The organism is Sphingobium sp. S6 (assembly GCF_905120495.1).
In the GTDB taxonomy this organism is placed as follows: Bacteria; Pseudomonadota; Alphaproteobacteria; order Sphingomonadales; family Sphingomonadaceae; genus Sphingobium; species Sphingobium agri.
In genome coordinates this window covers 526,343-538,820 of the sequence record NZ_CAJHOG010000003.1, presented here as the reverse complement: position 1 = coordinate 538,820, position 12,478 = coordinate 526,343, and the positions used below count along the sequence as shown (strand labels likewise).

13 protein-coding genes are annotated in these 12,478 nt (G+C 61.9%); 6 read left to right on the top strand and 7 right to left on the bottom strand.

Features of this window, described 5'->3' with window-relative positions; genetic code table 11:
* Positions 1–508 precede the first annotated feature (508 nt).
* Both SPHS8_RS13330 and SPHS8_RS13325 read left to right on the top strand, forming a co-directional pair.
* Positions 509–859: a RidA family protein gene (locus tag SPHS8_RS13330; RefSeq protein WP_097092611.1), complete on the top strand. Its 351-nt coding sequence runs from the start codon at positions 509–511 to the stop codon at positions 857–859.
* 607 nt (positions 860–1,466) lie between these two features.
* Positions 1,467–2,411, top strand: a complete 945-nt coding sequence (locus SPHS8_RS13325; RefSeq protein WP_201515908.1) for an oxidoreductase — start codon at positions 1,467–1,469, stop codon at positions 2,409–2,411.
* Between the two features lie 22 nt (positions 2,412–2,433).
* Here SPHS8_RS13325 and pgeF read toward each other — a convergent pair whose 3' ends face one another.
* Positions 2,434–3,192 (bottom strand): peptidoglycan editing factor PgeF, encoded by a 759-nt coding sequence (gene pgeF / locus SPHS8_RS13320; protein WP_201515907.1) that lies wholly within the window; start codon positions 3,190–3,192, stop codon positions 2,434–2,436.
* 139 nt (positions 3,193–3,331) lie between these two features.
* Between pgeF and SPHS8_RS13315 the strand changes: the two genes are divergently transcribed.
* A complete protein-coding gene (locus SPHS8_RS13315) occupies positions 3,332–4,948 on the top strand; it encodes an amino acid permease (RefSeq protein ID WP_201515906.1) in 1,617 nt (538 codons plus the stop codon).
* Positions 4,949–4,989: 41 nt separating this feature from the next.
* Here SPHS8_RS13315 and SPHS8_RS13310 read toward each other — a convergent pair whose 3' ends face one another.
* Positions 4,990–6,267: a multidrug effflux MFS transporter gene (locus SPHS8_RS13310; RefSeq protein WP_201515905.1), complete on the bottom strand. Its 1,278-nt coding sequence runs from the start codon at positions 6,265–6,267 to the stop codon at positions 4,990–4,992.
* A 197-nt stretch (positions 6,268–6,464) separates the two neighbouring features.
* Between SPHS8_RS13310 and SPHS8_RS13305 the strand changes: the two genes are divergently transcribed.
* Complete coding sequence (locus SPHS8_RS13305; RefSeq protein ID WP_201515904.1) at positions 6,465–6,761, top strand: SEL1-like repeat protein; 297 nt, start codon at positions 6,465–6,467, stop codon at positions 6,759–6,761.
* A 4-nt stretch (positions 6,762–6,765) separates the two neighbouring features.
* Here the strand turns inward: SPHS8_RS13305 and SPHS8_RS13300 are convergent, their stop codons facing one another.
* From SPHS8_RS13300 to SPHS8_RS13280, 5 genes are all read right to left on the bottom strand, one after another.
* Entirely contained in the window at positions 6,766–7,899 is a 1,134-nt protein-coding gene (locus tag SPHS8_RS13300) for a GNAT family N-acetyltransferase (RefSeq protein WP_201515903.1), read from the bottom strand.
* Complete coding sequence (locus SPHS8_RS13295) at positions 7,892–8,527, bottom strand: glycerophosphodiester phosphodiesterase family protein (RefSeq protein ID WP_236575146.1); 636 nt, start codon at positions 8,525–8,527, stop codon at positions 7,892–7,894. Before SPHS8_RS13295 ends, SPHS8_RS13300 begins: the two co-directional genes overlap by 8 nt.
* 70 nt (positions 8,528–8,597) lie before the next feature.
* Positions 8,598–9,062 carry a RidA family protein gene (locus tag SPHS8_RS13290; RefSeq protein ID WP_201515901.1) on the bottom strand — a complete coding sequence of 155 codons (465 nt, stop codon included), beginning with the start codon at positions 9,060–9,062 and terminating at the stop codon, positions 8,598–8,600.
* Positions 9,052–9,714: an HAD family hydrolase gene (locus tag SPHS8_RS13285; protein WP_201515900.1), complete on the bottom strand. Its 663-nt coding sequence runs from the start codon at positions 9,712–9,714 to the stop codon at positions 9,052–9,054. The genes SPHS8_RS13290 and SPHS8_RS13285 overlap by 11 nt, the downstream gene beginning before the upstream one ends.
* A complete protein-coding gene (locus SPHS8_RS13280) occupies positions 9,711–10,007 on the bottom strand; it encodes a DUF3572 domain-containing protein (protein WP_201515899.1) in 297 nt (98 codons plus the stop codon). The genes SPHS8_RS13285 and SPHS8_RS13280 overlap by 4 nt, the downstream gene beginning before the upstream one ends.
* Before the next feature lie 72 nt (positions 10,008–10,079).
* Here SPHS8_RS13280 and SPHS8_RS13275 point away from each other — a divergent pair, with 72 nt between their 5' ends.
* Together SPHS8_RS13275 and SPHS8_RS13270 are read left to right on the top strand one after the other, a co-directional pair.
* Positions 10,080–10,442, top strand: coding sequence for a response regulator (locus SPHS8_RS13275; protein ID WP_176502242.1), 363 nt, complete (start codon positions 10,080–10,082; stop codon positions 10,440–10,442).
* Positions 10,443–10,589: 147 nt separating this feature from the next.
* Positions 10,590–12,461 (top strand): PhoX family protein, encoded by a 1,872-nt coding sequence (locus tag SPHS8_RS13270; protein ID WP_201515898.1) that lies wholly within the window; start codon positions 10,590–10,592, stop codon positions 12,459–12,461.
* Positions 12,462–12,478: the final 17 nt, after the last annotated feature.

Here is a 12,478-nt window from a genome sequence, read left to right as displayed (position 1 = left end):
ATCCTTCAGGCGCGTCATGACGGAGCGGGGAAGATCGTCGTCTTTCTCCATCTGCGACTCCGATAGCAATTCATGAGCGTCAGGTTGAAGGGAGTCCGCTAAAGAGATTGGCAGACACATCCACCAACTCTCCATCACCAGAAGACGCGCCTTAGCAATCTATCCCGATTAACGGTCTGCCCCTGATCTATGTGACCTCACGGTTGCACGTCCCGGCGAACAGGCGGGCATGATCCTCCATGAAAAGGTGCTGCAGCACCTCAATGCGATTGGCCGTGAAACAGTTACGGACGCAGAAGAGCCTGTTCCGACGCCGACCGCCATTTCCAAGTAATTCCCGCTTAAGGTCCGCATCATGCATCATCATGCTGCGGCCAATAGGGAGTTCGGGGGTAGACGGAGGCATGCGAGCTAAGGCAAGTGCTCGGTTGCCACATCGGCTGAGCGCACATCTTGGCCATCTGACGGCGCTGTCGCCTCGCTGTAACGATTTGAAGGAACCCTTGTCATGACCATCACCCGCATCGATACAGGGCCGCGCATGAGCGAGGCTGTCGTTCATGGCGACACCATTTACTTGGCTGGCCAGATCGGTGCGCCTGGGGAAAGCGTTGGCTTGCAGACGCAAGCTGCACTTGCCGAGATCGATGCTTTGCTGAAACAGACTGGAAGCGACAAGAACCATTTGTTGATGGCGCAGATTTGGCTCGCGGATATCAATGACTTCGAGGAAATGAACCAGGCATGGGACACATGGATCGCTGGCTTTCCGGCTCCAGCCCGTGCGACCGGAGAGGTAAAGCTGTACCATCCGGACTATAAGGTAGAAATCATCATCACCGCGGCCAAGGCGGGATAGCCGTCCATTTAGCAGATGACCAACTATGTGGATAAGAATGTAGCGGACCGCAGAATGGCATCGTGCAAATAAAGGGCGCGACATCTGCCGAGCAGCTCGCGGTGCATGCGATTGCCCCCGCATCACATAATATCTGAGGGTGTTCCCGCAGTTCGGGTGGTTGTGGCACGTAGCTAGGCTATCGACAGCCCCGGACGCTATTCATCACTCCGGTGAGTGAGAAATGCGCTGACTAGCAGGACCTGTTCAAAATCGCTGCGGAACAGGGATAAAGCGCGGGGATCGCTGAGGGTGACGTCGGCGATGGATACGCCGCTCTACAAGTCTTCGCGGTGGATCACCGCATCCTGAAATTACTAGCTCTCATCGCCTCCTGCCGAGGACTTTTCTTACGGCCGGACTGATTAGGACGCGCAATAGAAACCCCATAGAGCTGCTACTACGGCCCAGGGCACGGCAAGCCCGAAGCCATTTATGTCCAATGCTTCTTTACCGCACCATCAGATGATGCACAAGGCAACTGACCGCCCGATTGCAATCTGAGGTTGCCTCGGATCATTCAGATGCGTGGACCCGCCTTGCCTTCACAAACGGAACTCTCCACAAAATGCTGGATCGAAGCGTAGTGGGGGGAATTGTTGTGGCCTTTACCGATGCCCAAGTGCCGGATCAAAGCGGACGCACCTTTCTGGTTACAGGAGCCAATACCGGGATTGGGTTCGAAGCGGCCAAAGCCTTGGCATCGAAGGGCGCGCGCGTTCTACTCGCATGCCGTGATGCGCGACGGGGTTCGGAAGCGCTTGCGAAAATCAAGGCGGCAAAGCCGGACGCCGAACTGGAGCTGATCCTGTTGGATCAGGCTGATCTGGCAAGCGTTCGGGCTGCGGCCGAAAGAGTGGCGGCCGAACCCCGGTTGGATGTTCTCGTCAACAATGCAGGGGTGATGATCCCGCCGCTTTCCCGCACGGCTCAAGGGTTTGAGCTTCAATTCGGCGTCAATCATCTGGGCACTTTTGCATTGACGGCCCTGCTGCTGCCGAAGCTTCGCGAGACTGCGGGCGCGCGTGTGGTGGTTACCTCAAGCATTGCGCATCGCCGCGGCCAGATACTGTGGGATGATTGGAACGCCGATAAAACATACAATGCCACGCAATATTATGGGCAAAGCAAATTGGCCAACCTGCTGTTCGTCCAGGAACTGAACCGGCGGCTGCGCGCTGCGCACGCGCCCGTGAGCGCGATCGGTTGCCATCCGGGCGTGTCCCTGACCGAACTGATGCGGCACCTTCCGCCTTGGACCAAGCCCGTGCTTCCGTTCGTGCGGCCGCTCTTCAACCCCGTGGCAGCGGCAGCCTGGCCAACGCTTCAAGCAGCCACAGATCCCCATGCCGTAGGTGGCGACTATTTCGGCCCGCAAGGGCTATGGGAGATGCGGGGCGTGTCGGGGCCCGCACGGATCGAGCAGCGGGCGGCCAATGCTGAAGACGCGCGACGGCTTTGGGACCTTTCGATCGAACTGACGGGCATAGACCCGGGATTGCCGCCGGGCTGACCAACCTGAAGGCGGCGCGGCCTCAGCCGACTGCGATCATCGAGATTTGTCGCCCATAGCTTGCTTCGTACCGATGGCAGGACCGGCGATAGCTATAGAAGCGGTCGGGCTGGCTATAGGTATCCTCATCCATCATCTCGACCCTTCCAACGCCCGCGATAGCGAGGCGGGCCGCCACATAGGCCGCGATGTCGAACTGGCAATGGCCTTCGCGCCCTGTTGAAAAGAAGCGACTGTTTTCCGCGTCCTGCTCTTCGAAATGGCGGGCGAAGTCGCTGGTAACTTCATAGGAAGTACGGCCGATGCACGGCCCGATCGCAGCACTGATCTGGTCGCGCCGGGCGCCGAGCTTCTCCATCGAAGCGAGCGTGTTGTCCGTGACACCCGCGATCGCCCCCTTCCAGCCAGCGTGCGCTGCTCCGACGACACCTGCTTTCCTGTCGGCGAGCAACACCGGAACGCAGTCTGCGGTCAAAATCCCCAATATCAGCCCGGGACGGTCCGTCACCATCGCATCGGCAACCGGACGTTCGGCTTCGTCGATCGGGCCGGTCACCGTCACTACGTCCGCCGAATGGACCTGCCGCACCGTGACCAATGCCGCGCCGGGTAGCAGGGCATCCCTTGCCAAGTCCCGATTGTGAAGGACTGCCTGGCGTTCATCCGCCGAACCAAGGCCGACATTCAACCCCGCGTGAACCCCGGTCGACACACCGCCACGCCGTCCCGCAAAGCCGTGCGGCACATCCGACAGGCTGGCAGCGCGCAGCAATTCGATCATCAATGACTCCTTTGGACAAATGTGCCGAGGCCGCGCAACATACTTGCGCGCGCCACATTAGGCGATAGTCTTCACCCAACGACATAAGCGATCGGTCCAAAAGCCGTTCGGGGACAAAATATAGCTGAGGGTTCCACGCATGATTTTCGGGCGCATCAAGCCATTGGACGCCATATTGGCGACAGCGGAAAAAAAGTCCCTGGTCCGGACGTTGGGACCAATACAGCTAACGCTTCTGGGTGTCGGGGCCATCATTGGCACCGGCATTTTCGTTTTGACTGCCGCCGCCGCGCAAAAGGCGGGGCCGGGCATGATGTGGAGCTTCGTCATTGCGGGGGCTGTCTGTGCCTTTGCAGCGCTCTGCTATTCCGAAATCGCGTCCATGGTGCCGGTATCGGGGTCGGCCTACACCTACACCTACGCGGTGGTCGGTGAATTGCTCGCCTGGATGGTGGGCTGGGCTTTGATCCTCGAATACGCTGTCGCCGCGAGCGCGGTGTCGGTCGGTTGGTCCGGCTATTTCATGGGCCTCATGAAAAGCGTGACGGGGTTGGAGTTACCGCAGGCACTGTCTGCGGGCCCCGCCTGGAGCATGAACGGGTTCATTCCGCATGCCGATTTTTCGCATGGGGTCATCAATATCCCGGCGATCGTCGTCGCGCTTGCGGTGACGGCCCTGCTGGTGGTCGGCACCACGGAAAGCGCGCGCGTCAATGCGGTTCTGGTCGCGATCAAGGTCGCCGCGCTTACCGCCTTCATCGCACTGACGCTGCCCGCTCTCGACACGGGAAACTTCTCGCCCTTCGCACCTAATGGCTGGTTCGGACCTGAAGGGACGAGCGGGATGGGCATCGTCGGAGCGGCGGCGTCCATCTTCTTTGCCTATGTGGGCTTCGACGCCGTGTCGACGGCTGCGGAAGAAACCAAAAATCCGCAGCGCAACGTTCCGATCGGTCTGATCGGCAGCCTTGCGCTCTGCACCATCTTCTATCTGCTCGTTGCTGCAGGCGCGATCGGCGCCATCGGTGCCCAGCCGGTGCTGGGACTGGATGGATCAGTCGTCGCCCCGGGTTCGGCCGGCTTCGCCCAAGCCTGCGCTACGGCTGCGCATGCGGGCGATCTGGTCTGCTCCAATGAGGCGCTGGCGCATGTGCTGCGGTCCATCAACTGGACGGTAGTCGGCAACGCGCTGGGGCTGGCCGCCAACCTGGCGCTTCCCTCTGTCATCTTGATGATGATGTTCGGCCAGACGCGCATCTTCTTCGTGATGGCCCGCGACGGTTTGTTGCCGGAAAAGCTCGCCAGCATTCATCCGCGCTTCAAGACGCCGCACATCGTCACGATCGTTACCGGCATTTTCGTCGCCATTGGCGCGGCGCTTCTGCCCGTGGGCCAGTTGGCGGACATCTCCAATTCGGGCACGCTGTTCGCCTTCTTCATGGTGTCGATCGCCGTCCTGGTACTGCGGGTGCGCGATCCTCATCGTCACCGTCCCTTCCGAACTCCGGTCGTTTGGTTTATCGCGCCCATGGCGTCCGTCGGCTGCCTCTTCCTCTTCTTCAACCTGCCGGTCGATGCCCAGCTGGTGCTGCCGGTGTGGGGCGGAGTCGGGCTGCTGCTCTATTTCCTCTACGGCTATCGCAAGAGCCATGTGGCGCGGGGCCTGGTGGAGACGCACGAACAGGATGCCGATGTCCCGCCGCAGCCAGTGCCGCCATTGCCTGGCGCTCCAACTCCGGGCGGGCGAGAGGCCTGAGGCTATTCAACGAGGCGGCGGTCCCATCCTCCGCCTCTTTTTCAATGAACGGTTTCGAATTCCACTTCGCGAAGCGCATCATGGCGCGGGCGCGTGAAAAGCTTCCCCCGCTCGGCAAAGGCGACGATCAGCAGCGCCGCGACACCGAATATCAGCATGCCTAAGGTCAGCGGCAGTGTCGTACCGTCGAAGGCGCGGCCGACGACACTGCCCAAGGCGCTGGAGAGCGCTGTCGTCAAAAAAGCCTGAAAGGAAGAGGCTGCGCCCGCTCCCTTGGCGAATGGCTCCATCGAAATCGAGCCGAAGTTGGAAGCCGTGAAGGCGACCGCCATCATCGTGGCCGACTGAAAGACCATGAAGCTGATCATATTTTCATGGCCGGACGCGATCACGCCCAGGTGGATAGCGCTCGTCACGATCATGGAAATCACCGCGCCCTGGCTTAACCGCCGCGCGCCAAATCGCGACACGAGCCGGCTGTTCAGCAGACTGCCGACCCCCATGCTTCCAGCCATCACCGCGAAGGCGATGGGGAAAAATGACCTGGCGTCGAAAATGTCGAAGAAAATCTGCTGCACCGACAGGATGAAGCCGATCAGCCCGCTCATCACCACGCCGCTCGCCAGCATATAGCCCGCAGCACTGCGGTTGGTGAGTACGGAGCCAATAGTGCGAAAGATCGTCGACGGGCTCATGCGCAGCCTGTTTTCCGGCGCCAGCGTCTCGGGCATGCGGACGACCATCCAGATCAGGATGAGCGCGGCCTGGATGGCGAGAATCCAGAAAATCCACCGCCATGGCGCGAACCAGAGAATCGCCTGCCCAAAGCTCGGCGCTACCACGGGTATCAACATGAACACCGCCAGGATCAGCGACATGACCTTCGCCATGGCATCGCCCTTGAACCGGTCCCGGATGATGCCGACCGCAATCACGCGGCTTGCGCCTGCAAAGAAGCCGGCTGCGGCGCGGCCGATCAGCAGCAGGGAAAAGCTTTGCGCGACGGCGCATGCGATGGTGGAGAGGACAAACAGCACCAGCGCGCCGCCCATCACCTTCTTGCGCCCGAACCGGTCGGACAGGATGCCGAACAGCAGCGATCCTGCGCCGAGCCCCAGGAAATAGATGCTGATGATGAGCTGCCGGTCATTGGCGTTGGCGACCCCGAGGTCGCTGCCGATCTCCGGCAGAGCAGGCAACATGGGGTCGGTCGACAGCGCATTCATTGCCATTAGACAGGCGCTCAGCACCACGAATTCGCGAAATCCGATATCCTTTTGCGATTGTCGAACGGCGACCGGAGAGGAAGGGTTGGTCATCGCGCGGCTATGAAGTCAATGACGCGGCGACGCCAGCGATAGATCGGGCAATTAGCCGCATTAACCTTGCTACTCCCCTGTTTCCGGCGGTTGCCGTTTCATCCCGCCAATCTGCGTTAACCATTTTTTATCCCCTGCCGGTGCACCGTGCCGCCTGTCGAAAACCATTATGTCGAAATCCACAGGGGGATTCGGTCATGGCCAATAGTCTGAAGAACGCTCAGTTTCTGATGGAGAGCCGCCGCCCGGCCACAGGCTGGCAATCGGCTGAAGAATGTTTCGAGCTTGGTGTCGCCTATAGTTGTGGCACCGGCGGCATGCCCGTCGATCTGATCGAAGCGCATAAATGGTTCAATCTGGCGGCCTCGCGCGGCAGCGAGGAGGGGCAGGCCATGCGTGCCGAAATCGCCGAGGAAATGACCGCACGCGAAATCGCCGAAGCACAGCGCCAGGCGCGGGCCTGGATCGCCGCCAGCCAACTCCGCGCCGCCTGATCCTTTAACCTTGCTTGCGGAACGGCGCTCGTTCGGCAAGCCAGATGCGGTCGTTCTGCACGCCCGCGCGCTCGGCGGTGAGGAAATCGGAGACCGCCCGGCGGAAAGATGCGTTCGGCAGGAAATGCGCCGAATAGGTGGGTTCAGGCCCATATCCCCGCGCCAGCTTATGGCCCCCTTGCGCGCCGGCTTCCACTCGCGCCAGCCCGCGCGCGATGGCAACGTCTATCGCCTGATAATAGCAGAGCTCGAAATGCAGGTTGGGCACGTCCTCGACGCAGCCCCAGTAGCGGCCGTATAGCGCGTCTTCGCCAATCAGGTTCAGCGCGCCCGCGATCGGCCTGCCATTGCGCATCGCCAGCATCAGCAGCACCCGATCGGCCATGCTTTCGCCCAGCATCGAGAAAAAGTCGCGCGTCAGATAGGGTCGCCCCCATTTGCGCGATCCGGTATCCTGGTAAAAATGCCAGAAGGCGTCCCAATGCGTTTCGCCAATGTCGCCGCCGGTCAGATGAACGATCTCCAGCCCTTCGATCGCGCGAGCCCGTTCCTTGCGGATATTCTTTCTCTTCGCACTTGATAGGCTGGCGAGGAAATCGTCGAAATCGCCATAGCCGCGATTGATCCAGTGGAACTGGCTATCTTCACGGATCAGCCAGCCTGCCGCTTCGAACAATGGGACCTGTGCCGTTTCGACAAAGGTCGCGTGGGCGGACGAGAGATCATTGCGTTCGACCAGCGTTTCTATGCCCGCGATGAGCGCCGGGGCGAGAGCCGGATCGCGGAGCAGCAAACGAGGGCCCGGTACTGGAGAGAACGGCGCGGCAAGCTGGATCTTGGGATAATATCGCCCGCCCGCGCGCTCCCACGCATCCGCCCAGCCATGATCGAACACATATTCGCCTTGGCTGTGCGTCTTGCCATAAAGGGGCGCGGCCGCAGCAATCCGGCCGTCTGCACCATCGATCAGCATGGGCAGAGGCTGCCAGCCCGTTCCCGTGCCGACACTGCCCGACCGTTCGAGCGCGGCGAGAAAGTCCCAACTCATGAAGGGGTTGGCGGTCCTGGCGCAGGCATCCCACTCTTCGCGCGGCAATTCCGCAACGCCGCCAGCCATCCGCACCACGCATTCAGTCACGCGGGACCTCGAAGATAATCTGGTCTGCATGCGCCGCCGCCACGGCATGTTCTGCCTTGGTGCGCACTGTCCAGCTCAACACGGGCAACCCGCGCTCGCGCGCCTCGGCAGCAAAACGGGAAGGAAGGTCACGCACGTCACAGGCGATAAAGTCGGGTCTCGCCACCCAAAGTGCAAGGCCGCGCCGTGCCGCTCCCCGCCAGCCCGGCTGGCCCTGTTCCGTCACCACCAGTCCGCGCACGGCCTGCGGCATGTTGCGGGCGAACCAGCGCATGGCGATCGGGTTGAAGGACATGACGGCGGCGAGCGCGCCGGGGTGCTTCGCCAGATCACTGGCCACTGCGGCGCAAAGGGGCGCGACATTGCGGCCCATCACCTTGAGTTCGATCAGCAGCGGAACGGCCTGCCCGCATGCTTGCAGCAATGTGTTCAGCCGGGGAATGCCGCCGCCGTCTTCCAGCCTCAGTTGTTCGAGCTGGGCGGCACTTCGCCCGGCAACGACCCCCTCGACCCCCGTCACCCGGGATAGCGCCGCATCGTGGAAAACCATCGCGACGCCATCCCGGCTCAGCCGGACGTCACATTCGGCGCCATATCCCTGCGCGATGGCCGCGTTGAATGCGGCCATGCCGTTTTCGCTGGCGCCCGCCCCATGCAGCCCGCGATGGGCGAAGGGGCGGGCTGCCAGGAAGGAAAGATCAGGCCGCAGGCCGGACAAGGACGACCGCGTCGATCTCGACAACCGCGCCGAGCGGCAGTACCGGCACGCCGACGGCGCTGCGGGCATGTTTGCCTGCCTCGCCGAACACCTCGACCATCAATTCCGACGCGCCGTTCGCCACCTTCGGCTGGTCGGTGAAGCCCGGGGCGCTGCTGATGAACGCGCCCAGCTTCACGATCCGCTCGACGCGATCCAGGCTGCCGAGCGCGGCCTTCATCTGCGCGATAAGGTTGAGCCCGCAGGCCCGCGCAGCCTTGACGCCATAATCAAGCTCGCGATCTTCGCCGAGGCGGCCCGTCATCAATTGCCCCTCCGAAAGGGAAATCTGGCCGGAAATGTGAAGCAGGCCGCTGGCTTCCACGGCTGCGACATAGGCTGCGACCGGCGCGGCGGCTTCCGGCAGGGTGATACCGAGTTCGGCAAGGCGGGCTTCAACGCTCATTTTTAGACTCCATCTGGGATTGAAGATTGGAAGGCGCAGGCCCTTCGGCCAGCCGCTCATTGATCCACGTCTCGGCCGCTGCCCAGCCATCGATCCTGGCATGCGCGAAAGGCGCTGTATCGATATCCGCCGCGATTTCCGGTTCGCCGACCATATGCAACCGCCAGACGCCGGGGGCATGTTCCGCAACCGATTGATGATGTTCAGCGAGATCGTCGATGAACAGGGCCGCCGTGGGCTGCCTGTCGGCGACGATCGCGGCCAGAGGAGCGCCCTTTGGTCCGTGATTCCAATGGACCGGAAAATCCAGTCCGTGGGAGGCCAGCTGCTCCACCCGCTGCTGATGATGCCGCTCGCCGATGTTGGTGAGGACGACGATGTCGGCAACGCGGGACAGCCTGCCGATCGCTTCGACCGCCCCGGTGATCGGCATCTGGCGATGCATCTCGGTATCGAAGAATCCGACCAGCAGTTGCCAGACAAGCTCACGCTCCAGCGGGATGCCGCTGTCCTTGTGGCGCAGCGCCTCGGCAAAGCCGCGTTCGCGCATGTCGAAATGCACGCCATGATGCTCGTCCAGCCACTCGCGAAACGGGACGACCATGTGCAGCAGCACTTCATCGCAGTCGGTGATGATCAGCGGGCGGCTCATCGGCCCAGCTCCCGCCGTGCGGTGATCAGCTTCTCGGCCGTCGTATCGACCGCGTCGGCGCAGGCGATCAGGTCCGGCTCATGATCAGCCAGAAAGTCCAGTACCGCTCGCAACACCATCTTGTCGTTGATCCCGGCCCGCAGCGTATCGGCATCGAGCCCGGTGAGCGCGAGCAGCCGATCCGCGCGCTGTTCGTCGCCCAGCGTCCAGGCCAGCGCCATCAGGGCAAGCGTCGAGGCGTCTTCGTCATCGGCCAGGCCAAGTCGCTTGCTATCGGGGCTATCGGGACGCATGATTGATTCTCGGCAAGGGGCGGTTGTATCAGCGCGCTTTTCGAATGCGCATTCATTTAACGCGGGTGACTGGTGGCAAAGCGCGTGCTCGTTGTCGAGGACAACGAACTCAATCTCAAACTTTTTTGCGACCTGCTGCGCGCCCATGGTCATGAAGTGTTGCCGCTGCGTGACGGGCGCGATGTGGTGGTGCAGGCGCTGGAGTTTCGCCCGGACCTCGTCATCACCGATATCCATCTGCCTCATGTCAGTGGCCTCGACCTCATCGTCTCGCTAAAGCGCGATCCACGGCTTGCTGCCGTTCCGGTCATGGCGGTGACCGCCTATGCCGGGAAAGGGGATGAAGACCGGCTGAGGGCTGCAGGAGCGCAGGCTTATGTGTCCAAACCCATCTCCGTCTTGCGCTTCATCGAACAGGTGAACGCCCTGCTGTGACGTGCTGGCGCCGTCGTCATCTGATCGTAACGGAGATTTCACGCCCCTGACCCTGAAGTGAAGCGCCGGTTACATGCGCCTCTGCCAAGCCTCCGGCTCAAGGACGCGGCATCCCGCCGACAGTCCGATCTGGAACAGGGTAAAATCATGTCTCACCTCACCGACGAGGCGCGTGCGCCATTTCGCGATGCAGAACCCAGGATCGAAGCGGGCGACAATTGCCTGGAGGCGATCGTCGCCGCCAATCCCGGCCGCCGCTCGGTGTTGAAAAACGGCCTGCTCGGCCTTTCCATCCTGCCGATGATGGGCGCTTTGGCTGCCTGCGGAGATGATGACGATGATTCCGCGTCGCCGAGCCCCACGCCCAGCCCTACGCCGACTCCGGCCCCCGCGCCCAGCTACGCCATCGCCTTTGCACCGGTTGCCGCAAATCAGAATGACACCGTCACGGTGCCTAACGGCTACACCGTGGATGTCATGCTGAAGGCTGGTGACTCGGTCGAAGCAGGCACGCCCTATTCGGGCAGCTTCCCAACCCCTGCCGACGCGGAAAAATGGGCTGGTGGCAACCATGACGGGATGGAATATTTCGAACTTTCGGGCGTGGACCCCAATGTCGGCGGGCTGCTCGCCATCAACCATGAGTTGCCTGACTACAACATCCTCTTTTCCGGCAGCTATAATGCAGCGACGGCCAGCGCGGATCAGAAGGCTCTTGCCCTTTCCGGCGTCGGCATCTCCGTTGTTGAAGTCGCCAAGGGTTCGGATGGCAAATGGGCGGTAAAGGCGGGTTCGCGCTATAACAAGCGCTACACCGGCAACAGCAGCTACAAGGCGAGCGGCCGGGGGTCAGGCCTGCTGTCGGGCACGATCAAGGGCATGCTGAACAACTGCTCGTCGGGCCGCACCCCATGGGGCACCTATCTGACCTGCGAGGAATCGACGGACAATTATCTCGACCCGACGCAGCCGCAGAATAATTATGGCTGGGTTGTCGAGATCGATCCCTACCAGGAACTGGCCGCGCCGACAAAGCGCACCGGGCTTGGCCGCTTCGATCATGAAAATGTCGCGCACATGACGGACAGCAACCGTCGCGTCGCATTCTACATGGGCGACGACGGCACGCCCGGCTGCATCTACAAATTCGTGTGCGACCGCCCCTACAGCGCGACGAACCGCGCGGCCAACACCGACATGCTTGATCATGGCACCCTTTACGTCGCGCGCTTCAACGCGGACGGCACGGGGGAATGGCGGGCGCTGGAGCAGGGTCAGAACGGCCTGCTGCCCGGCGCGTCGGACCCCGGCAATGTCAGCCAGAGCACGACGCCGCCTGCGCCGGTCATCGTCAACTTCAACAGCCAGTCTGACGTGCTGATCAACACCAAGGCGGCGGCGCGCGTTGCTGGCGGCACCGTGATGGATCGTCCCGAATGGCTGACCGTCGCGCCTGACAACAGTGCGATCTATTGCACGCTGACCAACAATAGCGGCCGTCAGGTCACCGATGCGGCCAACCCGCGCACGCGCAACCTTCACGGCCACATCATCAAGTTCAAGGAAAAAGACAATTCGCCGCTGGCGATGACCTTCACCTGGGAAATCTTCCTGCTGGCGGGCGATCCCAAGCTCTCTTCGGGCGGTCAGCACCTGGTGGGCGACATCAAGGGCGATACCTTCTCCAGCCCCGATGGCATCCGCATCGATCCGCAGGGCCGCCTTTGGGTACAGACCGATCACAGCGTCCCTGGCAATTCCGGCGTCACCGGCACGACCATCGATCAGGCCTTCGGCCATAATGCGATGTTCTATGTCGATCAGACCAGCAAGCAGTCCAAGCGCTTCCTGGTTGGGCCTCTGGGATGCGAGATCACCGGCATCGCCTACACGCCGGACCTCAAGACCTTCTTCGTCAACATCCAGCATCCCACGGGCAATTGGCCGGTGGCGGGTCAGCAGCCCCGCTCCTCGACCATCGTCGTGACGCGCACGGATGGTCAGCCGGTCGGCAACTGATCAGCTTCGCCAAGAGA